This window comes from Paenarthrobacter sp. NPDC089675 (assembly GCF_044749185.1).
GTDB lineage: Bacteria > Actinomycetota > Actinomycetes > Actinomycetales > Micrococcaceae > Arthrobacter.
This window is the reverse complement of the sequence record NZ_JBIVHM010000002.1, coordinates 576,848-602,658: the sequence shown is the minus strand read 5'-3', so window position 1 is coordinate 602,658 and position 25,811 is coordinate 576,848. Positions and strand designations below refer to the sequence as shown.

The window sequence follows — 25,811 nt, the reverse complement described above, 5'->3', positions numbered from 1 at the left end:
TTAGCGCTCCAGCCTGCTCGCCGCAGCCACTTTCCGCTTGATGCGCCCGAGCATTGCGGTCATGCCGCGCATGCGCAGGGGGGTAATGGCGCGGGTCAACCCCAGCAGTTCCGGCATGTCATCCGGAACCGCCAGGATTTCCTCTGCGGTCAAACCATCCAGTCCCTCATGCAGGACTCCGGCGAAGCCACGGGTGGTGGGAGCTTCGGGCGGCGCCTTGAAGAAGAGCCTGTAGGCACGGGCCCCTTCAGGGTTCGCCGCGTTCTTCTCGGACTCGATGGTGAGGAACAGCGGCGACTGGCATTCGACAACCTGTTCCAGCAGCTCCGGGTGATCGTTCAGCCGCTCAGGAAGTTCCGGCAGACCCCGCGAAAACTCAAGCAGGAGTTGAAGGCGTTCAGGCTCACTGAGGGCCTGGAAGTCGTCGACGATTTCCGCCAATGCGGTAGGCAAAGTGTTGGTACTCATCACTTCCAGCTTACGCACAGTGCCACCGGATGACGCGCTAGTTACGGACCAGTGCAGCGGGGACCGAGCCGCGCTCGGCGCCCTTGACGATCGGGACACGTACTGCGTTGCCCCACTCGGTCCATGAACCGTCGTAGTTGCGCACCGACTCGAAGCCCAGGAGGTACTTCAGCGCGAACCACGTGTGGCTGGAACGCTCGCCGATGCGGCAGTAGGCAACGACGTCGTCGCCGGCGTGCAGGCCGGCCTCGCCGAGGTACAGTGCCTCGAGTTCTTCGCGGGAGCGGTAGGTGCCGTCTTCGGCGGCAGCCTTCGCCCACGGCACCGAAGCAGCGGTGGGAATGTGGCCTCCGCGGAGGGCGCCTTCTTCGGGGTAGGCGGGCATGTGGGTTCGCTGTCCGGTGTACTCCTCGGGAGAGCGCACGTCGATCAACGGGTTGCCCAAGTGTGCAAGGACATCTTCCTTGAAGGCGCGGATGGGTGCGTCGTTCCGCTCCACCTCAGGGTAGGTTCCTGCAGCCGGGGAAGGGACATCGGTGGTCAGTTCGCGTCCTTCGGCGATCCACTTGTCACGGCCGCCGTCGAGGAGGCGGACGTCTTCATGGCCGAACAGGGTAAAGACCCAGAGTGCGTAGGCGGCCCACCAGTTGGACTTGTCTCCGTAGATGACCACGGTGCTGTCGCGCGAGATGCCTTTGGACGCGGCGAGGGCCGCGAAAGCCGCGCCGTCGACGTAGTCGCGGGTGACCTCGTCGTTAAGGTCCGTGTGCCAGTCAATCTTGACGGCTCCGGGGATGTGGCCGGTTTCGTAGAGGAGGACGTCCTCGTCGGATTCCACTACTACGAGCTTGCCATCGGCGAGGGCGCCGTCCGCAAGTGCGGCAGCGAGCCATTCGGTGGAAACCAGGCGTTCGGGGTTCGCGTAGGCGGCGAACTTGTTGTTCTGTTCAACGGGGTAGGACATGGTGATGGCCTTTCACTGACAACGGAGGATGCCAGGCCCATGTATCCGTGGTTGCCGGCCCGGCGTTCTCACAACAGTAACCACGGGCCGTAGGAAATGCTTCCGGCGCTGGTCACATGATGAAACATGGCCTTGGTCACGTGCCCGCTCGTGGAGCTCCAGTAGCCGGTATTCTTGCTGGGGACCCAGAACCGGAAGAACGGACCACCGTGGTACAAATCGAACAATTGGCTGCCCGTACGCCGGCAGTTTCAGTGGAAGAACTCCTGAAGGGGTTCTACCCGTCGCCGCGCTTCGGCGAGGTGTCGTTCGACAGCTACCGGCCGGACCCCTCGCAGCCAAGCCAAGCCAACGCCGTCAAACTGCTGTCCGCCTTTGCCGACAGCGTGGGTGCCGACGATGGCGGGGGAATCTTCAAGAAGCTTTTTGCAAAGAAGTCCACCAGCCGGGCGGGAATCTACCTGGATGGTGGATTCGGTGTCGGGAAGACCCACCTGCTGGCCTCTCTCTGGCACAGGTCCCCGGGTCCCAAAGCGTTCGGGACGTTCGTCGAGTACACCAACCTCGTAGGTGCCCTCTCCTTCCGGAAGACCGTTGAGGCCCTCAGCAACTACAAATTGGTCTGCATCGACGAGTTCGAACTGGACGATCCCGGCGATACCGTCCTGATGTCCAGGCTCATGCGTGAACTTGCCGACGCCGGGGTGAAACTCGCTGCCACGTCCAACACCTTGCCCGGCTCGCTCGGGGAAGGGCGTTTTGCGGCCGTCGACTTCCAACGCGAGATACAGGTCCTGGCGGACCAGTTCGACGTTGTGAGGATCGACGGCGAGGACTTCCGGCACCGTGGACTCCCTGCAGCTCCGGCACCCTTGAAGACCGAAGAACTCAAGCACCGGATGCAGAGCGAGTTCGCCGGCAAAACTGTGGCAGTGGACGATTTCCGGACCCTCGTGGACCACTTGGCAGGGGTGCACCCAAGCCGCTACCGCCAGCTGATTTCCGGCATCGAGGCTGTGGTCTGGCGCGACGTGGAAACGATCACCGAGCAAGCCGTAGCCCTGCGGTTCGTGGTTCTGGCGGATCGGCTGTACGACAAGGATGTCCCGATCCTCGCCAGCGGTGTTCCCTTCGACAAGCTCTTCACGGAAGAGATGATGGCTGGCGGCTACATGAAGAAGTATTTCCGCGCAGTATCGAGGCTGACGGCACTTGCCCGTGAAGGCCAGAATCACGAGCCTGCCTGATTCAGGCCTCGCTCCATGCAGATGGCGGGTTGAACCGGGTTCAACCCGCCATCTGCATTATCGGCTGCCTGCGCCGCTGGAGCCTAGGAACGTGGCTTCAGCAACCAGCGGACAGCTAGTCCGCCGGCCAGGGCCCAGAACGCCGCTCCGACGCCGGCGAAGCTGAGTCCCGATGCGGCGAGCAGGAACGTGATGCAGGCGGGAATCCGGTCCTCAGCCGCTTCCAGCGCCGAGGAGATGGAGGCGGCCAGGGTGCCGAGCAGCGCCAGTCCGGCCACGGCCTCCAGCAGCCCCGGTGGCGCAGCCGCGACCACCGTGACAAGGGCTGCGGAGAAAGCTGCGAGTACCAAGTAGGCGAGGCCTGACACGAACGCCGCGATCCAGCGACGGCTGTGGTCCCTTCCTGCCTCTTCCCCTGCCGCCAGTGCGGCGCTCAAGGCGGCAAGGTTGATGGCGTGGCCGCCGAAGGGGGCTCCCACTACTGTTCCGATGCCTGTAACCGTCATGGACGAACGCCACGGGGCAGCGAAACCGAAGGACTTCAGGACGGCAACCCCGGGAATGTTCTGCGAGGCCATGGTGACGATGAACAAAGGCAGGGCAAGTCCCACCATCGCCTCCGCACTGAAAGCCGGGGTGGTCCACTCGAAGCGGGGCAGCAGGGAGCCCATGGACAACTGGACACCGTTGGTCCCCAAATGGATGCCGATGACAGCCAAGGCGACCACAAGGGAGGCGGGGACGGCCCAGCGGGAGGCAAACTTCATCACCAGCAGCCAGCACAGGATCACCGGGGCAACCAGCAGCGGGGCTGATCCCAAGGACTTAAAGGGTGCCAGACAGAGCGGGAGAAGCACTCCGGCAAGCATTGCCTGGGCCAGCGCGGTGGGGATGCGGTTCATCAGGCGGCCAAGGACGGGAAGCAGCCCTGTCAGGAGGATCAGCACCCCGACGACGAGGAAAGCACCAACGGCTGCCGGCCACCCGCCGTCGACCATTCCCGCCGAGGCCAGGAGGGCTGCTCCCGGAGTAGACCATGCCAGGGTGATCGGCATCCTTGATCGCCACGAGAGCCAGAGGGTGCCGGCACCGAACGTCAGTGTCAAAGCAAGGAGTCCGCTGGAAGCCTGCAGTTGGTTGGCTCCCACAGCCTTAAGTCCTGCCAGAACCACGGCAAAGGAGGACGTGAAGCCAACTAAGGCTGTAACGATCCCGGCGCCGATCGGAGGCCCCAACCCCTCTTTGTCCGTACGGCTTTGGACGGCGGCTGAGGGGGAGTGCATGGTAACCAAACTACCGGAACGCGGCTTGTCCGGTTGAAACTGCGGGCTGCGTGAAAGTCCTGGTTAAACGCCAAGGGCACCGGCGGCGCCTCGCGGCGGGACCGGTGCCCCCTTGACGTATCTGGGTACGGCGGCTCAGGCAGCTATTGCTGCTGAGTCCCATCCTCGGCGGGAGCCTGGACGGCGTCTCCGTCGGACTTGGCTACGAAGTCGGAAGCGGCATTCTGGACTGCATCAACCTGACCGGCGAACTTGCCGCCAGTCTTCTCGTCAACGAAATCCCCGGCCTTCTCGATGCCATTACGGATGGCTTCTTCGTTGCCCTGAATGAGACCCTGAGCCTTGCCCTTCAGGTCGTCAATTAATCCCACGGGCACCTCCTTTCCTTCGCGGGAGCCGGATCGCTCCTCCGCGTCCGAGACTAACACCGGCGGAATGCGGTGCCAAGGATCGCGCAGGCCTCTACGCCAAGGGCTTACTTGCTTCCAAGTGCCGTGGGCTGTCCGGGTTCATAAGGGAGTGCTTCCTGCCGTAGAGGAAGTAGATGAGGAGCCCGACGACGAGCCAGACACCGAAGCGCAGCCAGGTCTGCCAGTGCAACTGGGCCATGAGGAAGGCCGAAGCCAGGACGCCGAAGGCAGGCACGACCGGCATGAGGGGCAAGCGGAAGGTGCGCGGTGCGTTGGGTTTGGTGTAGCGGAACACGATGACCGAAACACAGACAACTACGAAGGCGGCGAGGATGCCGATGTTGGTAAGGTCTGCGACTTCCTTGATGGGGAACACACCCGCGAGGAAGGCCGAAGCCACGCCGGCGATCCAGGTGACGCGCTGCGGAGTCCCGGTGCGGTCGGTCTTGGCGAACCAGCCCGGCAGCAGTCCGTCGCGGCTCATGGAGAACCAGACACGCGTCACGCCCAGAAGGAACGTCAGCATCACCGTGAGGATGGAGAGCACGGCAAACACGGAAATGATCGTGGCGATGACGGGGAGGCCAACACCGGTGAAGGCGGAGGCAAAGCCTGCCTTGGGGTCGATGTCCTTGTAGTTCTGCATTCCGGTAAGGACCAAGGTGGCAGCTACGTAGAGGAGCATGGCGATGATGAGTGAGAGGACGATTGCCTTGGGCATGTGCTTCTTGCCGTCCTTGGCCTCTTCCGCTGCAGTGCTCATGGCGTCATAACCGAAAACGGCGAAGAACACGGTGGCAGCGCCCGCCAGAACCGGACCGAAGCCGCTGGGCATGAACGGGTTGAAGTTTTCGGTGTTGATGTAGAAAATGCCAAGCCCGATGATGAAGAGGATCAGCACCACCTTGATGGCGACTGCCACCAGTTCAAACCGTCCGAATGCCTTGGTTCCACGGCTCAGGATCCACGTGACCAGGAGGCAGACGAGGATTGCGGGCAGGTTGATGATGCCCCCTTTGCCTTCATCTGCCGTAGAAGTCATCCAAGTGGGCATATGGATGCCGATGCCGGACAGGAAGGCATCGAAGTAGCCCGAAATGCCGATGGCGACTACCGCGACGATTGCGATGTATTCGAGCAGCAGGTCCCAGCCGATGAACCAGCCGATGATTTCGCCGAGCGCAACATATCCGTAGGTGTAAGCAGATCCGGCGCGGGGGATCATGCCGGCAAATTCAGCGTAGGAAAGTGCCGCCGCGCCTGAAGCGAGGCCCGCCACCAGGAACGAGATCAGGACTGCCGGGCCAACGCCCGGGTTGCTCGCATCGCCGTGCGCCACGAGGCCGGCAAGCGAGAAGATTCCGACGCCGATGATGCCGCCTACGCCGATGGCCGTCAGTTGCCAAAGGCCGAGGCTCTTGAAAAGCCCGCTGTGTTTGCTTTCTTCCTCGATGTCGTCGATGGGTTTCCGTCGCATGACGGATTGGGAAGCCGTCTGTTGAGTCATGGGTCCTCCTGATGGTGCGTGTATCGGTGATGAACTCGCAGTACATTATGCGAGCCCGATCACAATGGATAAAGCGACTTTTTCTTAGGGATATCCATTACCGTTGCTGACGAATTGCCGGTTCCTGAATTCGGGCATAAAAAAAGCAGCTCCGAAGAGCTGCTTTTTTTCTTGGAGCGGACGACGAGATTCGAACTCGCGACATCCACCTTGGCAAGGTGGTGCTCTACCAGCTGAGCTACGTCCGCATGCCGGTTGCCTTGGTGTTCCAGGCATCCAGCAACAAACAAGTTGCCTTGTTTTGGTGGGCGATACTGGGATCGAACCAGTGACCTCTTCCGTGTCAGGGAAGCGCGCTACCGCTGCGCCAATCGCCCGTTTCCGGGTCCTTTTTCAAGGAGAGCGGACGACGAGATTCGAACTCGCGACATCCACCTTGGCAAGGTGGTGCTCTACCAGCTGAGCTACGTCCGCATTTGCTGCATGCCCGGTGTTCATGGCATTCAACATCAAACAAGTTGCCTTGTTTTGGTGGGCGATACTGGGATCGAACCAGTGACCTCTTCCGTGTCAGGGAAGCGCGCTACCGCTGCGCCAATCGCCCATGCATCCGGCAATTGCCGGAAGGCATGGTTTTCACCGAGGTGGGTACGGGATTCGAACCCGTGTATACGGCTTTGCAGGCCGCTGCCTCGCCTCTCGGCCAACCCACCGTGTAAGCAGGATTCCGGGGAATTCTTGCCTGACAGTGCCTTGCGAGCGGACGACGAGATTCGAACTCGCGACATCCACCTTGGCAAGGTGGTGCTCTACCAGCTGAGCTACGTCCGCATTGTGGTTCACTCCGGAGCGCCTTTCAGGCATTCCGTCGCTTTCCGACGAGTAAGAACTCTATAGGAGGTTCGGGCAATCTCCAAATCGGCAGGGCGCCGCCGAGGGCCTTTGCCGCCGGATCGTTGATTTCACGCGGTTTTTGACTACTTGCAAGCATGTAATTCCACATATGTAGTTCGGGGTGCCTGATGCGTTTTGCATTCGTGGCGCGGTGGGCTAGTCTTCTATATGCACCGGGCAGTTGATGCCCGATCCCGCGGGCGATTGGCGCAGTGGTAGCGCGCTTCGTTCACACCGAAGAGGTCACTGGTTCGAACCCAGTATCGCCCACAGGCAAACCCCGCCGGACTGGCAACACAGTCCGGCGGGGTTTTTTGTGTCCTGGTGGCCCCTGCGCCTGTGGACAGGGCCGGAGGGCTGTTTTGGGAAGCGGAATCCACGTGACGCCGCGACCGATGGGATTCTGTCGGTGGTCTGTGTCAGAGTTTTTGTATGACCGCTCCACTGCTTGCCCATGCCACTGATTACGGGCGCATGTACGCCCGTTCCACCACGGAGCAGTTCGCTGTTCCTTCCATCACCACCGTCATCGCGCAGCAGGCGCATGCCCTGGATGGGTGGTTCAGTTTCATGGGGGCAAGCAGCCTGGCGGCCGATCCTGAGCTTCCTGCCGTGATCGGAAGCCCGGCCCGAATCCGGCAAGCAGTCAATAAAGCATCCAAGGCAGCGGAGGCATACAGGGATGAGGCTGCCGCCCGCGGGGACCGTGTCCATACATACTGCGAGCAAGTAGCCCTCAGGGCGCTCGGGCGGCCGCACCGGATGCAGGAATGCCGGGAGCAGCTGGCTGCCCATGGCGAGGACGCTTTCGCGGCACGTTTTGACGAGTGGTGGGACCTCTACAGGGTGGAGCCGCTGGCACCCGAGATTACGGTCTGGAACCATTCCGTCGGCTATGCCGGGACGCTGGATCTGGTGGCGCGCATTAATGGCCGTATCTGCCTGATCGACTACAAAACCAAGGGCACCACCCGCGACGGCACAGTGAAGGCCCTCGATGACAAAGTGGTGATGCAGCTGGTGGCGGGCATGAAGGCCGAGGAAAGCCTGGTGGACCCGGTTGCCGGTGAATGGGAAGCATGGAAGTACGGGGATTCCCCGATGCTCCTCGCCGTCGCCATTGGCGAAACCGAGGTTCGTCCCCAGCGGGCCAACCCCGAGGTCCTTAAACACCACTGGTGGAAGTTCTGCGCTTTGCGCCGGGTCTGGGAGATGTCAGCCGACGTGGCCTCTGCAGGCCAGGCGCTCCTGCCCGTCGCGCCCCCGGCGTTTGTTTCTTCCGGAGCGAGGGTCGCGGCAGGTGTTGGTGCGCCGGGCGCCTAGCCCGGCCAGCGCCGGTCCACTCCTCTCCACTAAACTGGCTTAGGCTCCGTAACAGCCGGACCATGGCAGACGATCGTGAGGACTGACAACCGATGGCAATTTTGAGTATCCGAATTATTGGGGATCCGGTGCTGCGCACCGTTGCGGATCCCGTGACCGAATTCGGTCCGGAGCTCGCCAAGTTGGTCGCAGACATGATGGACACCATGGAGGACGTGGAGGGCGCAGGGCTCGCTGCCCCCCAGATCGGCGTCAGCCAGCGCCTTTTCACATACCGTATTGGGGGAGTGGAAGGTCACATCATCAATCCGGTGCTCGAAAACAGCGACGATTACCAGCCCGATGAGGTGGAAGGGTGCTTGTCCATTCCAGGCCTTGGGTTCCCGGTCCGGCGTTACCGGGCTACCAAGGCTACGGGAGTGGACCTGCATGGCAACCCGGTTTCCGTTGAGGCCGAAGGCATGCTTGCGCGTTGTTTCCAACACGAAACGGATCACCTTGACGGCATCCTTTATACGGACCGGCTTGAAGGCGAAGACCGGAAGGCTGCCCTGCGTGCCATCCGGAACGCCAACTACCACGCCGTGACTGAGAAAACCACTGCCAAACGGGCCTCTTCGGTAGGTTCAAGCTTTGGCGGCGGCAGCTTCGGGATTCCCGAGTGAGGGTTCTTTTTGCCGGCACGCCGGCCGTTGCCGTGCCTTCTCTGGATGCACTGGTCAAGGCGGGCTTCGATGTAGTGGCGGTGCTGACCAGGCCTGACGCGCCGCTCGGACGCAAGCGGATCATGACGCCGTCGCCTGTGGCTGCGCGTGCTGAAGAATTGGGTATTGACGTCATCCGTGCCGCAAAGGTGGATGCAGAAACCACGGCAAAGATTGCAGGCTTCGCTCCTGATGTGGCCGCAATCGTGGCCTATGGCGGGATCGTTCCGCCTGCGGCCCTTGAAGTACCAAAGCATGGCTGGATCAACCTGCATTTCTCACTGCTGCCCGCCTGGCGGGGAGCCGCGCCAGTGCAGCGCTCGCTCATAGCCGGTGACGACGTCACGGGAGCGGTGACTTTCCAGTTGGAAGAAGGGCTGGATACCGGCCCCGTCTTCGGGACCCTCACTGAAACCGTGCGCGACGAGGACACGGCGGGGGACCTGTTGGAACGCCTGTCGGTCAGTGGCGCAGTGCTGCTGTGCCAGACGCTGTCCGCCATCGACGCCGGCCAGGCAGTTCCCCGGCCCCAAGCCGGCGAGGTTACGTTGGCGCCGAAGCTGACGCTGGAGGACGGCAGGTTGGATTGGCTGCAGCCGGCCTTGGCCTTGCATCGACGCTCCAGGGGCGTCACGCCAGAGCCTGGCGCTTGGACCACGTTTGAAGGCCAAAGGATCAAACTGGAACCCGTATCGCTGCGTTCGGACGTCACGGATTTGGCTCCGGGAGCGGTCCGCACTGCAGGAAAGGCCGTCCTGGTTGGTACAGGCTCGCATGCGGTGCAACTGGGGCGGATCCAGCCCGCAGGCAAGAAAATGATGTCGCCGGCTGACTGGGCCCGCGGCTTGGCAGAACCCGGGAAAGTGGTCTTCGAATGAGCGAGTCAGGCCGGCGCGGCCCCAACAACGGCACCGAAAGCCAGGGCGGCGGCCGCAGCAACCGGGATGCAAGCAGGCGCAATGCACAAGGCCGCGAAAGGAACAGGGGACCCCAGAGGGGCTTCTCTGCCAGTGCACCGTCGCAGCGGACCAGGCGCGCCGATCCTGCCCGCCTGGTGGCCTTCGAGGTCCTGCGCGCCGTCGCCTCCGAAGACGCCTACGCGAATCTTGTACTCCCCGCCCGTATCCGCGAACACCGCCTCGACCGGCGGGATGCTGGTTTTGCCACGGAGCTGAGTTACGGAGCATTGCGGGGGCAAGGAACCTATGACGCCATCCTTGCCCGCTGCGTTGACCGCCCCCTGGCGAAGCTCGATCCCGCTGTCCTCGACGCCCTGCGGATCGGGGCGCACCAGTTGTTGTCCATGCGCGTTCCTGCACACGCAGCCCTGGACCAAACGGTCGGCCTCGCACGCGCCGTGATCGGTGCGGGACCGTCCGCACTCATCAACGCGGTGCTTCGCAAGGTTACCGCCCACAGCATGGACGAATGGCTGGGCCTGCTCCTCGCGGAGGAAACGGACGCCACCAGAATCGCGGCGCTCCGGCATGCCCACCCGGACTGGATTGTCAGGGCGCTGCGCCAGTCCCTGGTGAACCATGGGCGGCCCGCCTCGGAAATTGATGCACTGCTCGAAGCTGACAACGCTGCCCCGGTGGTTAACCTGGTGGCCTTGCCGGGTCTCGGCGACCTGGCTGAAGCACTTGAGCAGGGCGCCACCCCGGGGGAATTGGTTGAGGGTTCCGCCCTGTCCGCCGGTGGTGATCTCGGGCGCCTCGAATCAGTGCGGAAGGGCACCACGCGCGTCCAGGACGTCGGGTCCCAGCTGGTAGCCCGGGCCGTGGCCGGAGTGCCGCTGCCGTCTTCTTCCGGGGGAGGCGAACGTTGGCTGGACCTCTGCGCCGGCCCTGGTGGCAAGGCAGCCCTGCTCGCTGCCTTGGCACATCGCGACGGCGCCAAACTCCTGGCAAATGAGCCTGCCCCGCACAGGGCCAAGCTCGTGCAGCAGGCGCTCTCCGCAGTGCCGGATGATTCCTGGACTGTTCGGACGGGTGACGGCAGGGAAGTGGGGACAGAAGAGCCGGAGTCCTTCGACCGTGTTCTGGTGGACGTGCCCTGCAGTGGCCTCGGTGCCCTCCGCAGGCGACCCGAGTCCCGCTGGCGCCGTGCCCCCAAGGACGTTGCGGACCTTGGGCCGCTGCAGCGTGAGCTCCTGAAGTCCGCCATTGATGCTGTCAAGCCAGGGGGCGTGGTGGGCTACGTTACGTGTTCGCCGCATCCCGCCGAAACCACCGCCGTCGTCGAGGACGTCGTGGCAAAGCGTGACGACCTTGAGTTGCTCGACGCCGGCAAGGCCCTCGATGCTGTCAGCCTCACCGGCAACCTCAACGCCGGACATGAGCTGACGGCACAGTTGTGGCCGCACGTGCACCAAACGGACGCCATGTTCCTTGCGCTCATCCGGAAGAAGCCGTAAGAGGCCTCAACCCGTATTCCTTCACTACCGACCTAAGGGGACCAGCTTGTCTCAGTGTTGCATCAACCCCAGCATCCTGTCCGCGGACTTCGTCAACCTCGAGTCGGAGCTTAATCGGATCAGCAACGCCGACGCCGTGCACGTGGACGTCATGGACAACCACTTTGTGCCGAACCTGACGCTCGGCTTGCCGGTGGTGCAGCGAATCCAGGCAGTCAGCCCGGTTCCCCTGGACGCGCACCTGATGATCTCCGACGCCGACCGGTGGGCGCCTGCCTACGCGGACGCCGGGTTAGCATCGGTCACTTTCCACGCGGAGGCCGCCATTGCCCCGGTGAAACTGGCCCGGGAACTCCGGGCACGTGGCTCGAAAGCGGGAATGGCCCTTAGGCCGGCGACTCCCGTGGAGCCGTACCTGGACATGCTGGGCGAACTGGACATGCTGCTCATCATGACTGTGGAACCGGGATTCGGGGGGCAGGCGTTCCTGGACTTCACGTTGCCCAAGATCCGCCGGGCGCGTGCTGCCGTGGATGGATCAGGAATCGGAGTGGCTATCCAGGTGGATGGCGGCATCACCGAAGAGACCATCGTGCGTGCCGCCGAAGCAGGGGCCAACGTCTTTGTTGCCGGATCAGCTGTTTACGGCCACGAGGATCCCGCCGCAGCGATCGATAGGCTCCGTGCCGCCGGATCGAACGCCGCCAAAGCGGTCGCGTGAGCATCCGCGCCGCATGTTACGAAGTTCGCCGGGAATAGGCAGGGCCTCGTAAAGGTTGTGGCAGAATAGCAAAACACACATACGTGCTCCGGGGTCGGTGTAAGTCCGAACCGGCGGTCATAGTCCGCGACCCGCGAGCTGACGGTGTCCAAGAATTTTGGATCCCGGAGGCAGACGGTTGAACCGGTGGAATTCCGGTACCGACAGTTAAAGTCTGGATGGGAGAAGCACGTTCAGTGATGCCGTGTGCGCCAGCAGCGCGCGTGGTGGTCATTGTCGTACACCCCCGGAGCCATCGCGGCTGACTGGGAAGGAACGGCATGGATTTTCTGCGATGGCTCTTCGAAGCACAGATTCCCGTTGGAGGGTCTGCGCTTGTTCTACGCGAAGTGCTTGGTAACATCTTCGGGCTCGCCAGCGCCCTCGGCGGAATGCGCCGCAAAGTCTGGGCATGGCCTGTTGGCATCCTCGGCAACCTCCTGCTCCTCACCGTTTTCCTCGGAAATGTTTTCGGTGCCGCTGCGCCGGCTACCCTCTGGGGCCAGGCGGCGCGGCAGATAATGTTCATTGCTGTTGCCGTCTACGGCTGGTACCGCTGGCGGCAGGCCCAAAGCGAAGGAATCCAAGGGCGGGCAATCGTGCCTGGCTGGGCAAGCGCCAAAGTCCGCATTGCCTTGGTCGCCGCGATGGTGGCAGGCACTGCCGCTTTGACACCCGTCTTTGATTCGCTCGGCTCCTACCCTCCGGTGTGGGCGGATGCCTGGACCTTCATGGGTTCGCTCCTGGCCACGTACGGCATGGCCCGTGGCTGGACGGAGTTCTGGCTCATCTGGGTTGCCGTGGACGTGGTGGGTGTCCCGCTGCTCTTCAGCGCCGGCTACTACGCCAGCGCTGTCATGTACCTCTTCTACGGTTTCTTCACCCTCGCCGGATTCTTCGTGTGGTGGCGGGCGGACCGGCGTGAACATCGCCAGGCGCCGGTTGTTCCGGCCACCGTGGGAGCCGCCCCGTGAGCAGCACAAACGAATTCGCCCCACAGGAAGCGGCGGCCATGGAGACGGCGTTGGCCGCCGCCCTCGCGGGACCACGCGGTGCGAACCCCCTGGTGGGAGCGGTCATCCTGAGCCCCCAAGGCGAGCAACTCGCCGTCGGGTATCACCGAGGCGCCGGAACGGCGCATGCCGAGGCGGATGCCATTCGCGAAGCGCGAAAAAGCGGTGTGGAGCTGGCCGGGACCACCATGGTGGTGACCCTTGAGCCCTGCAACCACGTGGGCCGGACCGGACCATGTGCCCAAGCGATCATTGCTGCCGGAATAACCAGGGTGATCTATGCCGTGGACGATCCGCACGATCCCGCCGCCGGCGGTGCACGCACCCTGCGCGCGGCCGGGGTCGACGTCCGTTCGGGACTCGCCGGCCGTGAGGCGCTCGGCCTCAACCGGGAATGGTTCGACGCCGTTGCCGCCAAGCGACCGTTCGTCACCCTGCACATAGCGCAGACGCTGGACAGTCGCATTGCCGCTGTTGACGGTACCAGCCAGTGGATTTCGAGCCCGGAATCCCTGGCCGACAACCACGGCCTGCGAGGACTTATCGACGCCATCCTGGTGGGAACAGGGACCGTGCTGATCGACAATCCCCGGCTGACTGCAAGGGATGCTGAGGGTGGCCTTTCCAGCCGCCAGCCTCTCAGGGCGGTCATGGGTTTGCGTGACGTTCCCGCTGACGCTGCTGTGCGCGGCACGGACGGAAGGTTCCGGCATCTGCCCACCAGGGATCCTGCAGAGGCATTGTCCCTGCTTTTCGACCAGGGTGTCAGGCACGTCATGGTGGAAGGCGGTTCCAGTATTCTCAGCACCTTCCTGGCCGCGGGGCTGGTTGACGAACTGATTGTCTATTTGGCGCCTACCCTGCTGGGCTCAGGTACGGCCGCCTTGCACGACCTCGGCATCACCACCTTGGCCGAGGCGCAGCACTGGGAGTGGGACGAAGCCGGTGGCGGGGCAGTCCGGGCCCTCGGCAATGACCTTCGGCTGCACCTCAGGCCCACCCGTCCCGCAACCCCCACCTACAAAAACTTCCTTCCCGGCGCAGAAGCTGCGGAATACGTCTCAGGAGGACACTGATGTTTACCGGAATCGTTGCTGAGCAGGGCACCGTCCTGGGTATTGAACACGACGGCGATACAAGCGCCACGCTGCGGCTCAAGGCGCCTACGACTGCCGAAGGGCTGCCCCTTGGGGGTTCGATTGCGGTCAACGGCGTTTGCCTGACGGCTACCCGCATTGACGGACAGGAATTCAGCGTCGATGTCATGGGGGAGACCCTGGTACGGACGACCATTGGGCAGTTGACGCCAGGCGATACCGTGAACCTTGAACGCTGCGTGCCTGCTGGCGGGCGCCTGGACGGCCATGTTGTCCAGGGGCACGTGGACGGCGTGGGCGAATTGCTGGAGCGCGAGGCACAGGGTAATTGGGATCGGCTCAGGTTCGGCGTGCCGGCCCCGCTGGCCCGGTACATTGCCGAGAAGGGGTCGATCGCCGTCGACGGTGTTTCCCTGACTGTCACTGCCGTCAGCGCGGCCTCTGCCACCGAACCCTGGTTCGAAGTCGGCTTGATCCCCACAACGCTCGAAGAAACGGGTCTCGGCGCCAAGCCCTTGGCCGCGAAGGTGAATCTGGAAGTGGATGTGCTGGCCAAGTACACCGAGCGCCTGCTGTCCTTCGCCCCGCAAGGGAACCCGGCCCACCGTGCCGGCGAGGAATCCGTTGCACCGAAGGAGGATGCCCGATGAGCACGCCAACTGAAGCAAATCCCGTAAGCATCCCCAGGCAGGGCCTTGACCCTGTGCAGGCTGCCATCGAAGCCATGGCAGCCGGCAAGGCTGTGATCGTGGTGGACAACGAAGACCGCGAGAACGAGGGCGATATCATTTTCGCCGCCCAGCACGCCACCCCGGCCTTGATGGGGTGGACCATCCGCTATTCGTCCGGCGTAATCTGTGTTCCTTTGGAAGCGGACCGCGCCGACGCGCTTGCTTTGCCTCCCATGGTTGAAATCAACGAAGATGCTAAGGGTACTGCTTATACTGTTTCATGCGACGCGGCCCACGGAGTCAGCACAGGCATCTCGGCTACGGACCGCGCATTGACGGCGCGGATCCTCGCCGATCCGGGCAGCACTCCGACCGCAATCACGCGGCCTGGGCATATTTTCCCGTTGCGTGCGGTTAAGGGAGGAGTGCGTGAACGTCCGGGACACACGGAAGCAGCCGTGGACTTGTGTCGCCTTGCCGGGCTGGCTCCGGTGGGTGTGATCGCAGAGTTGGTACATGACGACGGTGAAATGATGCGCTTGGACAGCCTGCGCGGGTTCGCCGCCGAACACGGATGCCCCCTCATCTCCATTGAGGATCTGGTGGCCTACGTGGAGGCGGTAGAGTCCCGGCAGGCACAGAATCCCAACGTACGCGTTTCAGTGGCAGACGAGGAGAAGCGATGACGGCATCCACGACGCAACGGAGCAGTGATTCGGAGCGCACCCCCCACCCTGTATCGGGTGGTCCCATTGTGCAATTGCCAACAGCTTTCGGAGACTTCGTGGCCCAGGCCTGGACTGACCATGAGACCGGAGTGGAGCACCTCGCAGTGAGCTCACCCATCCCGGCCAAGGGCGGCAGGGCACCCTTGGTGCGCCTGCACTCGGAATGCCTCACGGGTGACGTTTTCGGGTCATACCGCTGCGACTGCGGAGAACAGTTGGCCTTTGCCTTGGAAAAGATCCACGCGGAAGGCGGCACCCTGCTTTACCTGCGTGGCCAGGAAGGACGCGGCATCGGCCTGGCCAACAAGATCAAGGCCTATGCCCTGCAGGAAGCCGGCTTCGACACCGTGGAAGCCAACGAGCAACTCGGCTTGCCGGTTGATGCGCGCTCCTACAACGCGGCCGCGCAGATCCTGGCTGAAATGGGCCTTCACGAGGTACGGCTGCTGAGCAACAACCCGGACAAGCAGAACCGCCTGGCGCAGGCGGGCGTCACGGTGGTGGAAATGGTTCCCACCGAGGTGCCCTCACGCGAGCAGAACCTGCGGTACCTGCAGACCAAGAAGGACCGGATGGATCACCTCCTGACGCTCCAAACCGAGCCGGCCGGCAACGGCAAGGCGCCGGTACCCCACACTTTCGACACCACCCAAGACTGAACGGATCACCAACACACAATGAGCGGACACGGCGCCCCCACCATTGACCTCACTACCCTCGACCCCGAGGAAACTTCACAGCTGAAGCTGGCCATCGTGGCGGCGAGTTGGCACACCCAGATCATGGATGGCCTGGTTGACGGCGCGTTGCGGGCTGCCAAGGAAGCCGGCATCGCAGAGCCCACCCTGCTGCGGGTACCAGGCAGCTTCGAGCTCCCCGTGGCAGCAGCCAGGCTGGCACCGCACTTCGACGCCGTGGTGGCCCTCGGCGTCGTAATCCGCGGCGGGACGCCGCACTTCGACTACGTCTGCCAAGCCGCGACGTCGGGCCTCACCGATGTCAGTGTCCGCACCGGCGTTCCGGTGGGCTTCGGCGTGCTCACCTGCGACACCGAGCAGCAGGGCCTGGACCGGGCCGGGCTTCCGGGGTCCAAGGAAGACAAGGGCCATGAAGCCGTAACGGCAGCCCTGGCTACAGCGGTAACGCTCAAGCAGTACAGCTGATCCGGACTGCGCACCGACGGAGGGGATGTGTGTCTTCACTCACATCCCCTCCGTCATGCAACGCCCCGACAAGCGGGGCCGGCTGCGAAGCAAGTAGTCTGGAGGGCGTGAAGAATTTCGAGACGCTGTTCGCAGAACTGAGTGAGAAAGCAGCGACCCGCCCGGCAGGTTCGCGCACGGTGGCTGAACTGGACTCCGGAATCCACGGCATCGGCAAGAAGGTCGTTGAGGAAGCCGCGGAAGTATGGATGGCCGCGGAGTATGAATCCGATGAAGCCGCCGCCGAGGAAATCTCCCAGTTGCTCTACCACCTGCAGGTCCTCATGCTTGCCAAGGGCCTCAGCCTGGAGGACGTTTACAAGCATCTCTAGCCACGCCACTCCGGTTGACCCGTTCCACCGCGCGAATCCGCGGGAACGGGGCCAGGAGCTTTACGCGTGGCCGATGTGCCTGAAAACCTCCACTCCAAACAGAAAGCCTCTCCAATGCTCCGTGTAGCAGTCCCGAACAAGGGATCCCTTTCCGAAGCCGCCTCCGCCATGTTGTCCGAGGCCGGCTACCGCCAGCGCCGGGACAGCCGCGAACTGGTCATGGTTGATCCGGACAACGATATTGAGTTCTTCTTCCTGCGTCCCCGCGACATCGCGGTCTACGTGGGCCAAGGCACGTTGGATGTCGGCATCACCGGCCGCGACCTCCTGCTCGATGCCCAGGTGGAAGCCGAAGAGCTCCTGCCCCTGGGTTTCGCAGCCTCCACGTTCCGCTTCGCCGGGCCCGTCGGTGACTTTTCCGGCGTCGAACAGCTCGAAGGCAAGCGGTTGGCCACCAGTTACGACGGCCTCCTGCGCGACTACCTTGCCGAGCGCGGCGTCAACGCCAAGGTGGTCCGCCTCGACGGTGCTGTGGAATCCTCCGTGCGGCTCGGTGTGGCGGACGCCATCGCGGACGTCGTGGAAACCGGCAACACGCTCAAAGCCGCAGGCATGGAAATCTTCGGCGATCCAATCCTCCGCTCCGAGGCCGTCCTGATCCGCCGGACCGGGCCCGGTGGCGCCGCGAACGGCACGGCCAAGGAGATCGACGTCCTTATCCGCCGCCTCCAGGGCGTCCTTGTTGCGCGCCAGTACGTGCTCATGGACTACGACATCCGCAAGGACCTCGTGGAAGATGCTGCTGCGTTGACCCCGGGGCTCGAATCGCCGACTGTTTCGCCGCTGCGTGACTCGGAATGGGTGGCCGTGCGTTCCATGGTTCCCAAGAAGGAAACAAACCGCATCATGGATGAGCTTTATGACCTCGGCGCCCGTGCCATCCTGGTCAGCAGCATCCACGCCTGCCGTATCTGATCCGGTTCCGTTACGCAGAGCAGAATTCCTAGGAGCAAGCACATGGCAGTAGCCGTACGCGTCATTCCCTGCCTGGACGTTGATGCCGGCCGTGTGGTCAAGGGCGTCAACTTCGAAGGCCTCCGCGACGCCGGTGATCCGGTGGAGCTGGCACACCGCTACGACAACGGCGGTGCAGACGAGTTGACGTTCCTGGATGTCACCGCGTCCTCAGGCAACCGGGAAACCACCTTCGACGTGGTCCGCAGGACCGCGGAGGAAGTCTTCATCCCGCTCACCGTCGGTGGCGGGGTCCGTGGTGTGGCAGAGGTGGACAAGCTGCTCCGCTTCGGAGCGGACAAGGCTTCCATCAACACCGCTGCAGTGGCACGCCCGGAGGTCATCGACGAGATCACCCGGCACTTTGGTTCCCAGGTCCTGGTCCTGTCCGTGGACGCGCGCCGGATCCGTGAAGGTGACGCGCCGACGTCGTCGGGCTTCGAAGTGACCACGCACGGAGGCCGCAAGGGCACCGGAATCGATGCCATCGCCTGGGCCAAGGAGGCCGCGGACCGAGGTGTAGGAGAAATCCTGCTGAACTCGATCGATGCCGACGGCACCAAGGACGGCTTCGACCTGGAACTGATCCGCCTGGTGCGGGCGGCCGTGAATATCCCGATCATCGCATCCGGGGGAGCAGGGGAGCCTGCGCACTTCCCGCCGGCCATCGAAGCCGGAGCCGATGCCGTGTTGGCAGCGTCCGTTTTCCACTTCGGACCGGACGACATGCTCGCACAGGTCAAGACCGCCATCCGCGAAGCGGGCTTCGAAGTCCGCTGAGTACCCGTAAAACGCGCAGGTCACGTACCGCCCATCCCTCAGGGACCATGGGCGATACGTGACCTGCGTGTTGTGGCTTAAAGGCCTATGTCGGCGGACTGCAAAAGGGCGACGGCGTCCGGCTGGCCTTCGAAGGTGACCAGCGCCTGGTTGGTCCGGCCGTGGGCGTGCATGATCAGTTCGCCGGGTTCGCCGACTATGGCAACGGATACGGGTGCCCGTTTGGCGACGTGGCGGGGACCGGTGGGACGGACAAGGACAATGCCGAGGTCCACGCCACGGTAAAGGAAGGCGGCGCGTTTGATCAGATCGTCCCAGAGGGCGTCCGAGTAGGCCTCGTCGAGGGCGCGGGGCGCCCAGCGGTCACCGGCACGTCGAATGTCTTCGGTATGGACGAAATACTCGATCAGGTTGGAAGTCTCATCCAAGGCCTTGATCTTCATGGGTGACAGCGCCGGAGGGCCGGCCCTGAAAGTCTTGACGAGCTTGGCGTAGTCGTCGCTGGTCTTGAGCTTGGCCGCAAGCTTTGCCGTTGCTTTGTCCGATGCCTTGGCCAGCCGGGGAATCAGGAGGCCGATACCCACCGAAGCCTTGCGTTCACGCAGATACAGATGCGCGGCAAGATCACGCGTAAGCCACCCTTCGCAGAGCGTGGGGGAGTCAGGGCCGGCCGCCAGCAAAGTTTCGGCCAGTACTTCTCGGGAAGGATCGACGAAATGCATCACTTGTGAAACTAGCACGATCAGGCCTCTGTTGCGCAGAGGAACCGCCGCAGAAACAAGGCCTCCCGGAAGGCACTAGACTTGATCTGATGTCAGAGCAGTCCGCCCCCAGCCCAACTCCAGCCGTGGAGCCATCCAGCGACCCCTCAGCGGTCCTGCCGCAGGAAATATCCAGCGCCCTCAAGCGCGATTCCGCCGGCCTGGTAGCAGCCATCATCCAGCAGCACGATACCAACGAGGTACTCATGCTCGGCTGGATGGATGACGAGGCACTCCGCCGCACCATGACCACCGGACGCGTGACGTTCTACTCGCGCTCCCGCCAGGAGTACTGGCGCAAGGGCGACACTTCCGGACACGTGCAGTTCGTGAAGTCGCTCGCCCTTGACTGCGACGGCGATGCCCTCCTGGTCCGCGTGGACCAAGTCGGTGCTGCCTGCCACACCGGAACCCGGACCTGCTTCGACGGGCGCGACGTCACTGTCGTCACGGGCCACCGGGACTGAGGCACTCTCCCTTCCACTGACGTACCCCCTCACACCAAAGGCGGAAATATAGCCATGCAGGACCTTGGAATCATCAGCCCGGGCCTGGAAGAGTTCCGCGAACTCGCCGTCCACAGCCGTGTCATCCCCGTCCGACTCAAAGTCCTGGCCGACGCCGAGACGCCCATCGGGCTCTACCGCAAGCTTGCCAAGGGCCAGCCCGGGACGTTCCTCCTGGAATCCGCGGCAGTCGGTGGAGCGTGGTCCCGCTATTCCTTTATTGGAGCCAAGTCCCGCGCCACGCTGACCACCAAGGACGGCCAGGCCCACTGGATCGGGGAACCGCCGGTGGGCGTCCCGGTTGGCGGGAACCCCGTGGAAGCAGTCCGCGATACCGTAGCTGCCCTTCAGACGGACCGCTTTGAAGGCCTTCCGCCCTTTACGTCGGGCCTGGTCGGCTTCCTCGGCTGGGAAGCCGTGCGCCACTGGGAACGCCTGACGACGCCGCCCGAGGACGACCTCCAGCTTCCCGAGATGGCACTGAACCTGGTCACTGACATGGCTGTCCACGACAATGTGGACGGCACCGTCCTCCTCATCGCCAACGCCATCAACTTCGACAACAGTTCCGAGCGCGTTGACGAGGCCTGGCACGACGCCGTGGCACGGGTTAACGCACTCCTTGGGCAGATCCGCACGCCCGTGGCGCAGCCCGTATCTGTCCTGGAATCGGCGGCATTGGATTTCGCTTCCAGCGTGCAGGAGCGCTGGGACGAGAACGAGTACCTTCAGGCCATCGACCGCGGCAAGGAAGCGATCGTGGACGGTGAAGTGTTCCAAGTGGTGATTTCCCGGCGTTTCGAGATGGAATGCTCGGCGGATCCGCTGGATGTGTACAGGGTGTTGCGCAACACGAACCCGAGCCCGTACATGTACATCTTCAGCCTGGCCGATGCCGATGGCAGGGAGTACTCGATCGTGGGCTCGTCGCCGGAAGCCCTGGTTACCGTCACAGGTGGCGAAGTCATCACGCACCCGATCGCCGGCTCGCGCCCCCGGGGCAAGACCGTGGAGGCGGACAAGGCGCTGGCCACGGAGCTGCTGGCCGACCAGAAGGAACGGGCCGAACACCTCATGCTCGTGGACCTGTCCCGGAACGACCTCTCCAAGGTGTGCGTCGCTGGAACGGTGGATGTCACCCAGTTCATGGAAGTGGAGCGCTTCAGCCACATCATGCACCTTGTCTCCACCGTCGTGGGCGAATTGGCCCCCGACGCAAAGGCCTACGACGTCCTGAAGGCCACGTTCCCGGCAGGGACGCTTTCCGGCGCACCGAAGCCCCGCGCCCTTCGCTTGTTGGACGAACTCGAACCGCATCGCCGCGGCATCTACGGCGGCGTGGTGGGCTACCTCGACTTTGCCGGCGACATGGACATGGCGATTGCCATCCGCTCCGCGTTGCTGCGCGAAGGCCGTGCCTACGTCCAGGCCGGCGGCGGCATCGTGGCGGATTCGCATAAGCCTTCAGAGGCTTTGGAGACTGTCAACAAGGCGGCTGCCCCCTTGCGCGCGGTACACACAGCCGGTTCACTGCAGAACCTCAAGGCGGACACCGTTGCTGAGGCGGGAACGGCCGAGGGCGGGACTCCGGCACCATGACCGCAAAAGCCCAGGCAAAAGCCGAGGTACGGCAACCGCGGTGGGCCAGGAAGTCAACGCTCGTACTGGCGATGGTGCTGCTGGCGTTCATTTTGTTCGGCACCACCACGCAAACGTGGATCGATGTCCGGCTGGACCCCACCGCCGTCTCCAACAGCGACCTCCATGTCCCCGGCAACAAGGCAGCGACGGCGGTGACCGCCCTTGCCCTGGTTGCCTTGGCAGGTGGCCTGGCTGCGTCCATCGCCGGTCGAATAGCGCGCTGGATCATTGCCGTCATCATCGTCGTCTCGGCTGCCGGGACCATACTCGCCGCAGCCACGGTCCTGGGAGATCCGCTGGGCGCAGCGCAAGGTTCAATCGCAGCTGCCACCGGCGTCTCCGGCGGCCAGGCTGCTGTTTCGACCACGGTCTTCCCGGTCCTGGCTGTTGTTGCCGGAGCCCTGCTTGCAGCGTGCGGCGTCCTGCTCCCCATCGCGGGGCGGTACTGGAAGACGCGGACCAAATACGACGCCGGCCGCAACGGCAAGGAGCGCGGCGCAGGTCCCGTGGACGAGATCGACAGCTGGGACAGTCTTTCCCGCGGAGAAGACCCCACTTAGGGGGCGGCAGGTGTTTGGCAGGCCTAGTGCAACAAAAGAGCACACGCCTTCCGTGACGTGGCGCGATGTCCCGGGTCGCGCCAATAAATGGCAGAATGTAAGCAGTATTCATCCTGAGGAGATTCCACATGAGCAAAACCACCGTGTCCGCAAACCAAGCAGAGTCCAAGATGGCCAGCCACGCTGACGCCATTGGCCACGGCAACAGCCCGGCTGCCTGGACCTGCGTCATTGTGATGCTCGTTGGCGCCCTGATTTCCTCCATCGCTTTCGTCATCGCCAGCACCCCCATTTTCATTGGTGGTTTGGTCGTAATGGTCATCGGCCTCATTGTTGGCTGGGCCATGCGCAAGGCCGGCTACGGAGTGGGTGGCAGCAAGCTGCAGAACAACGGCCACTGACCGTGACCGTTCTTGATGACATCATTGCCGGCGTCAAGGAGGATATGGACGCCCGGCGCCGCCTCGTCTCGCCGGTTGAGCTCAAGGACCGAGTTGCGTCGGTAAGCCCTGCACTGGACGCTTGGACAGCCCTGGGTGGTCCCTCGGATGTCCGCAACGAGCTCAAAGTCATCGCAGAAATCAAGCGCCGGAGCCCTTCCAAGGGCGACCTCGCGCCGATTGCCGATCCGGCGTCGCTGGCGGTGCAGTACGCCGACGGCGGTGCTTCCGTCATCAGCGTGCTGACCGAACAGCGCCGGTTCGGCGGTTCGCTGCCGGACCTCGATGCCGTTCGCGCCGCCGTCGAAATCCCCTTGCTTCGCAAGGACTTCACGGTGGACGAGTACCAGATCTGGGAAGCCCGTGCCCACGGTGCGGACCTGATCCTGTTGATCGTCGCTGCACTCTCGGATGCCCAACTTGCCGACTACAGTGCCCTGAGCCACGAACTCGGGATGAACGTCCTGGTGGAAACCCACACGGAGCAGGAGATTGAACGCGCCGTGGCGGCGAAGGCCCGCATTATCGGAGTGAACGTCCGGAACCTCAAGACGCTCGACGTCGACCGTTCGGTTTTCGGGTCGCTCGCCGGTTTGATTCCGGCCGAGGCGGTAGTGGTCGCCGAATCCGGCGTCCGTACTGCCGACGACGTTACCCATTACGCGGCCAGCGGCGCGAACGCCATCCTGGTGGGCGAGGCGTTGGTGAGCGACCGGACTCCGCGCGAACGCATCACTGAATTCAAGGCAGCAGGCGCTGCCGCCATCGCCGTCAGGAACTAAGCACCACCTGAAGCACGGCGACAGCCACAAGGCAGCCCGGGCACACGCCTGCGGCTGCCCTGTGGCACGCGACTACCCATTGAACTACTTGGAACAGGACGGTGAGACTGATGGTGGACGCGCCAACAGCCAGCTCGGACGAGAATGCGGCTGACGCATTCCTGCAAGGCGGCATTTCGCTGCGCAACGCCGCCGGGCCGTACTTCGGTAAGTACGGTGGCCGCTGGATGCCCGAATCGCTCATCGCCGCTTTGGATGAAGTCCAGGACACCTTCGAAAAGGCCAAGGCCGATCCTGACTTCCTTGCGGAACTGAAGGACCTCAACAAGAACTACTCCGGCCGACCGTCCCTGCTGACGGAAGCCAAGCGGTTCTCCCGGCATGCCGGCGGCGCTCGGATCTTCCTTAAGCGCGAAGACCTCAACCACACCGGTTCGCACAAGATCAACAATGTCCTTGGCCAGGCACTCCTCGCCAAGCGCATGGGCAAGACCCGCGTGATCGCCGAGACCGGTGCGGGCCAGCACGGTGTAGCCAGCGCCACGGCCGCAGCGCTGCTGGGCCTTGAGTGCGTGGTGTACATGGGGGCCGAAGATTGCCGCCGCCAGGCGTTGAACGTAGCGCGCATGCAGTTGCTGGGCGCCACGGTGGTCCCCGTGACCAACGGTTCGCAGACCTTGAAGGACGCGATCAACGACGCCTTGCGCGACTGGGTTGCCAACGTGGACAACACCCACTACCTGTTGGGCACCGCAGCGGGAGCACACCCGTTCCCGGCCATGGTCCGGTTCTTCCACGAGGTCATCGGCGAGGAAGCCCGCGCCCAGATCCTGGAGCAAACCGGGAAGCTGCCTGACGCCATTTGCGCGTGCATCGGAGGCGGCTCCAACGCAATCGGGCTGTTCCATGCGTTCCTGGACGACAAGTCCGTGAAGATCTACGGCTTCGAGGCCGGCGGCGAAGGCGTGGACACCGGCCGCCACGCTGCTGCCATTTCCCTGGGACGCCCCGGTGTGCTGCACGGAGCCCGCTCCTACCTCATGCAGGACGAAGACGGGCAGACGATCGAATCCCACTCGATCTCCGCCGGCCTGGATTACCCAAGCGTTGGTCCGGAGCACTCCTACCTCGCTGACATCGGGCGGGTTACCTACGAGCCCGTTACCGATACGGAAGCGATGGATGCCTTCAGCCTGCTGTGCCGGACGGAAGGCATCATCCCCGCGATCGAGTCCTCCCACGCCCTGGCCGGTGCCATCAAGGTGGGCCTGCGCCTCACCGAGGGCAAGGAAGACCCGTCGGAGGTTTCCATCATCGTGAACCTCTCGGGTCGCGGCGACAAGGATGTGGAAACTGCCGCCGCCTGGTTCAACATGTTGGATGAGGAAGGCCACGTGAAGGGCACTACTCTCTCCACACGCAAGCCCAAGGGTCCAAGTGAGCGGACCGCCGTGGACGTCAATGAGGACCAGGACTAATGAGCGAACCATTCAACAGCAAGTCGGCCGCAGCGATCGACCGCGCCAAGGCCGAAGGCCGCGCGGCCCTTATCGGTTATCTGCCGGCAGGCTACCCGACGGTCCAGGACAGCATTGAGGCCGGTATCGCGCTGGCCCGTAACGGTGCCGACCTCATCGAAATCGGCATTCCGTACTCTGACCCGGTAATGGACGGACCGGTCATCCAGGCCGCCACCACAGAGGCCATTTCCAATGGTTTCCGCGTGGCGAACGTCTTCGACGTCGTTGCCGGCATCACGGCCGCGACGGACGCGGCTGTTCTGGTGATGACCTATTGGAACCCGGTCATGCGGATGGGCGTCGACGAATTTTCCCGTCGCCTTGCCGAGGCCGGGGGAGCGGGCCTCATCACGCCTGACCTTATTCCCGACGAAGCCTCCGAATGGTTCGAAGCCTCGGACAAGTACGGCCTGGACCGGGTCTTCCTGGTGGCCCCGTCATCCACGCCGGAACGCCTGGACATGACGGTGAAGGCCAGCCGCGGCTTCGTCTACGGAGTTTCGATCATGGGTGTGACCGGCGCTCGACAATCGGTCAGCAGCAGCGCCGAAGATGTTGTGGCCCGCGCCCACGCCGCCGGTGCCGAACGCGTCTGCGTAGGCCTCGGCGTTTCCAATCCGGACCATGTCCGGGAGATCGCGGCCTACGCTGATGGCGTCATCGTGGGCACGGCCCTCGTGGCAGCCCTTCGCGACGGCGGCGTTGACGCCGTCGGGCAACTCACCAAGAACCTCAGCGCCGGCCTGGGCCGAGCGGCTGCGGACGCCTAGGAAAAGGAAACAGCGAAG

At 63.6% G+C, this 25,811-nt stretch carries 28 protein-coding genes, 7 tRNA genes and 1 riboswitch; of the genes, 23 read left to right on the top strand and 12 right to left on the bottom strand.

What is annotated here, in order from left to right:
* Both ACIPY2_RS06840 and ACIPY2_RS06835 read right to left on the bottom strand, forming a co-directional pair.
* The gene (locus ACIPY2_RS06840; protein ID WP_400265596.1) at nt 1-468 is read right to left on the bottom strand and encodes a SufE family protein; all 468 of its coding nucleotides are present in this window, start codon (nt 466-468) and stop codon (nt 1-3) included.
* Nucleotides 469-505: 37 nt separating this feature from the next.
* Nucleotides 506-1,432, bottom strand: coding sequence for a sulfurtransferase (locus tag ACIPY2_RS06835; protein ID WP_400265595.1), 927 nt, complete (start codon nt 1,430-1,432; stop codon nt 506-508).
* Nucleotides 1,433-1,641: 209 nt separating this feature from the next.
* Between ACIPY2_RS06835 and zapE the strand changes: the two genes are divergently transcribed.
* Nucleotides 1,642-2,679, top strand: coding sequence for a cell division protein ZapE (gene zapE, locus ACIPY2_RS06830; protein ID WP_400265594.1), 1,038 nt, complete (start codon nt 1,642-1,644; stop codon nt 2,677-2,679).
* Nucleotides 2,680-2,762: 83 nt separating this feature from the next.
* Here zapE and ACIPY2_RS06825 read toward each other — a convergent pair whose 3' ends face one another.
* The 9 genes from ACIPY2_RS06825 to ACIPY2_RS06785 form a co-directional block, all read right to left on the bottom strand.
* The gene (locus ACIPY2_RS06825) at nt 2,763-3,962 is read right to left on the bottom strand and encodes a benzoate/H(+) symporter BenE family transporter (RefSeq protein WP_400265593.1); all 1,200 of its coding nucleotides are present in this window, start codon (nt 3,960-3,962) and stop codon (nt 2,763-2,765) included.
* 143 nt (nt 3,963-4,105) lie between these two features.
* Nucleotides 4,106-4,339 carry an antitoxin gene (locus ACIPY2_RS06820; protein ID WP_400265592.1) on the bottom strand — a complete coding sequence of 78 codons (234 nt, stop codon included), beginning with the start codon at nt 4,337-4,339 and terminating at the stop codon, nt 4,106-4,108.
* Between the two features lie 85 nt (nt 4,340-4,424).
* Nucleotides 4,425-5,879 carry an amino acid permease gene (locus tag ACIPY2_RS06815; RefSeq protein WP_400265591.1) on the bottom strand — a complete coding sequence of 485 codons (1,455 nt, stop codon included), beginning with the start codon at nt 5,877-5,879 and terminating at the stop codon, nt 4,425-4,427.
* 172 nt (nt 5,880-6,051) lie between these two features.
* Nucleotides 6,052-6,127 (bottom strand) — tRNA-Gly (locus ACIPY2_RS06810).
* 54 nt (nt 6,128-6,181) lie between these two features.
* A tRNA-Val gene (locus ACIPY2_RS06805) sits at nt 6,182-6,256 on the bottom strand.
* 24 nt (nt 6,257-6,280) lie between these two features.
* Nucleotides 6,281-6,353 (bottom strand) — tRNA-Gly (locus ACIPY2_RS06800).
* A 55-nt stretch (nt 6,354-6,408) separates the two neighbouring features.
* Nucleotides 6,409-6,483, bottom strand: a tRNA-Val gene (locus tag ACIPY2_RS06795).
* A gap of 38 nt (nt 6,484-6,521) precedes the next feature.
* Nucleotides 6,522-6,592 (bottom strand) — tRNA-Cys (locus tag ACIPY2_RS06790).
* 45 nt (nt 6,593-6,637) lie between these two features.
* Nucleotides 6,638-6,710: transfer RNA gene (locus tag ACIPY2_RS06785), tRNA-Gly, on the bottom strand.
* 261 nt (nt 6,711-6,971) lie between these two features.
* Here ACIPY2_RS06785 and ACIPY2_RS06780 point away from each other — a divergent pair.
* The 15 genes from ACIPY2_RS06780 (at nt 6,972) to hisF (ending at nt 18,813) form a co-directional block, all read left to right on the top strand.
* A tRNA-Val gene (locus tag ACIPY2_RS06780) sits at nt 6,972-7,043 on the top strand.
* 162 nt (nt 7,044-7,205) lie between these two features.
* A complete protein-coding gene (locus ACIPY2_RS06775; RefSeq protein WP_400265590.1) occupies nt 7,206-8,096 on the top strand; it encodes a cytochrome in 891 nt (296 codons plus the stop codon).
* 92 nt (nt 8,097-8,188) lie between these two features.
* Nucleotides 8,189-8,761, top strand: a complete 573-nt coding sequence (gene def / locus ACIPY2_RS06770; RefSeq protein ID WP_400265589.1) for a peptide deformylase — start codon at nt 8,189-8,191, stop codon at nt 8,759-8,761.
* On the top strand, nt 8,758-9,678 hold the full coding sequence (fmt, locus tag ACIPY2_RS06765; RefSeq protein ID WP_400265588.1) for a methionyl-tRNA formyltransferase: 921 nt from the start codon (nt 8,758-8,760) through the stop codon (nt 9,676-9,678). Before def ends, fmt begins: the two co-directional genes overlap by 4 nt.
* Entirely contained in the window at nt 9,675-11,216 is a 1,542-nt protein-coding gene (locus tag ACIPY2_RS06760; RefSeq protein ID WP_400265587.1) for an RsmB/NOP family class I SAM-dependent RNA methyltransferase, read from the top strand. Before fmt ends, ACIPY2_RS06760 begins: the two co-directional genes overlap by 4 nt.
* 46 nt (nt 11,217-11,262) lie before the next feature.
* The gene (gene rpe, locus ACIPY2_RS06755; RefSeq protein ID WP_400265586.1) at nt 11,263-11,937 is read left to right on the top strand and encodes a ribulose-phosphate 3-epimerase; all 675 of its coding nucleotides are present in this window, start codon (nt 11,263-11,265) and stop codon (nt 11,935-11,937) included.
* Nucleotides 11,938-12,016: 79 nt separating this feature from the next.
* Nucleotides 12,017-12,172: riboswitch (FMN riboswitch) on the top strand.
* Between the two features lie 85 nt (nt 12,173-12,257).
* Nucleotides 12,258-12,950: a nicotinamide riboside transporter PnuC gene (gene pnuC, locus ACIPY2_RS06750; protein WP_400265585.1), complete on the top strand. Its 693-nt coding sequence runs from the start codon at nt 12,258-12,260 to the stop codon at nt 12,948-12,950.
* Nucleotides 12,951-12,988: 38 nt separating this feature from the next.
* Complete coding sequence (gene ribD, locus ACIPY2_RS06745) at nt 12,989-14,065, top strand: bifunctional diaminohydroxyphosphoribosylaminopyrimidine deaminase/5-amino-6-(5-phosphoribosylamino)uracil reductase RibD (RefSeq protein ID WP_400265757.1); 1,077 nt, start codon at nt 12,989-12,991, stop codon at nt 14,063-14,065.
* Nucleotides 14,065-14,736 carry a riboflavin synthase gene (locus tag ACIPY2_RS06740; protein ID WP_400265584.1) on the top strand — a complete coding sequence of 224 codons (672 nt, stop codon included), beginning with the start codon at nt 14,065-14,067 and terminating at the stop codon, nt 14,734-14,736. The genes ribD and ACIPY2_RS06740 overlap by 1 nt, the downstream gene beginning before the upstream one ends.
* Nucleotides 14,733-15,443 (top strand): 3,4-dihydroxy-2-butanone-4-phosphate synthase, encoded by a 711-nt coding sequence (ribB, locus tag ACIPY2_RS06735; RefSeq protein ID WP_400265583.1) that lies wholly within the window; start codon nt 14,733-14,735, stop codon nt 15,441-15,443. The genes ACIPY2_RS06740 and ribB overlap by 4 nt, the downstream gene beginning before the upstream one ends.
* Complete coding sequence (ribA, locus tag ACIPY2_RS06730) at nt 15,440-16,144, top strand: GTP cyclohydrolase II (RefSeq protein WP_400265582.1); 705 nt, start codon at nt 15,440-15,442, stop codon at nt 16,142-16,144. The genes ribB and ribA overlap by 4 nt, the downstream gene beginning before the upstream one ends.
* Nucleotides 16,145-16,162: 18 nt before the next feature.
* Nucleotides 16,163-16,648 (top strand): 6,7-dimethyl-8-ribityllumazine synthase, encoded by a 486-nt coding sequence (gene ribH, locus ACIPY2_RS06725; protein ID WP_400265581.1) that lies wholly within the window; start codon nt 16,163-16,165, stop codon nt 16,646-16,648.
* 107 nt (nt 16,649-16,755) lie between these two features.
* Complete coding sequence (locus tag ACIPY2_RS06720) at nt 16,756-17,019, top strand: phosphoribosyl-ATP diphosphatase (protein ID WP_018778638.1); 264 nt, start codon at nt 16,756-16,758, stop codon at nt 17,017-17,019.
* 114 nt (nt 17,020-17,133) lie between these two features.
* Nucleotides 17,134-17,994 carry an ATP phosphoribosyltransferase gene (gene hisG / locus ACIPY2_RS06715; RefSeq protein ID WP_400265756.1) on the top strand — a complete coding sequence of 287 codons (861 nt, stop codon included), beginning with the start codon at nt 17,134-17,136 and terminating at the stop codon, nt 17,992-17,994.
* Nucleotides 17,995-18,036: 42 nt separating this feature from the next.
* The gene (gene hisF / locus ACIPY2_RS06710) at nt 18,037-18,813 is read left to right on the top strand and encodes an imidazole glycerol phosphate synthase subunit HisF (protein ID WP_400265580.1); all 777 of its coding nucleotides are present in this window, start codon (nt 18,037-18,039) and stop codon (nt 18,811-18,813) included.
* Between the two features lie 77 nt (nt 18,814-18,890).
* Here the strand turns inward: hisF and ACIPY2_RS06705 are convergent, their stop codons facing one another.
* Complete coding sequence (locus tag ACIPY2_RS06705) at nt 18,891-19,535, bottom strand: TIGR03085 family metal-binding protein (RefSeq protein WP_400265579.1); 645 nt, start codon at nt 19,533-19,535, stop codon at nt 18,891-18,893.
* An 89-nt stretch (nt 19,536-19,624) separates the two neighbouring features.
* Between ACIPY2_RS06705 and hisI the strand changes: the two genes are divergently transcribed.
* The 7 genes from hisI (at nt 19,625) to trpA (ending at nt 25,793) form a co-directional block, all read left to right on the top strand.
* Nucleotides 19,625-20,041 carry a phosphoribosyl-AMP cyclohydrolase gene (gene hisI, locus ACIPY2_RS06700; protein WP_400265578.1) on the top strand — a complete coding sequence of 139 codons (417 nt, stop codon included), beginning with the start codon at nt 19,625-19,627 and terminating at the stop codon, nt 20,039-20,041.
* A 54-nt stretch (nt 20,042-20,095) separates the two neighbouring features.
* Nucleotides 20,096-21,679: an anthranilate synthase component I gene (locus ACIPY2_RS06695; RefSeq protein WP_400265577.1), complete on the top strand. Its 1,584-nt coding sequence runs from the start codon at nt 20,096-20,098 to the stop codon at nt 21,677-21,679.
* Nucleotides 21,676-22,281, top strand: a complete 606-nt coding sequence (locus ACIPY2_RS06690; RefSeq protein ID WP_400265576.1) for a Trp biosynthesis-associated membrane protein — start codon at nt 21,676-21,678, stop codon at nt 22,279-22,281. Before ACIPY2_RS06695 ends, ACIPY2_RS06690 begins: the two co-directional genes overlap by 4 nt.
* 128 nt (nt 22,282-22,409) lie before the next feature.
* On the top strand, nt 22,410-22,682 hold the full coding sequence (locus ACIPY2_RS06685) for an HGxxPAAW family protein (RefSeq protein ID WP_400265575.1): 273 nt from the start codon (nt 22,410-22,412) through the stop codon (nt 22,680-22,682).
* Nucleotides 22,683-22,684: 2 nt separating this feature from the next.
* On the top strand, nt 22,685-23,503 hold the full coding sequence (trpC, locus tag ACIPY2_RS06680; protein WP_400265574.1) for an indole-3-glycerol phosphate synthase TrpC: 819 nt from the start codon (nt 22,685-22,687) through the stop codon (nt 23,501-23,503).
* Nucleotides 23,504-23,613: 110 nt separating this feature from the next.
* On the top strand, nt 23,614-24,981 hold the full coding sequence (gene trpB, locus ACIPY2_RS06675) for a tryptophan synthase subunit beta (RefSeq protein WP_400265573.1): 1,368 nt from the start codon (nt 23,614-23,616) through the stop codon (nt 24,979-24,981).
* Nucleotides 24,981-25,793, top strand: a complete 813-nt coding sequence (trpA, locus tag ACIPY2_RS06670; protein ID WP_400265572.1) for a tryptophan synthase subunit alpha — start codon at nt 24,981-24,983, stop codon at nt 25,791-25,793. Before trpB ends, trpA begins: the two co-directional genes overlap by 1 nt.
* Nucleotides 25,794-25,811 lie beyond the last annotated feature (18 nt).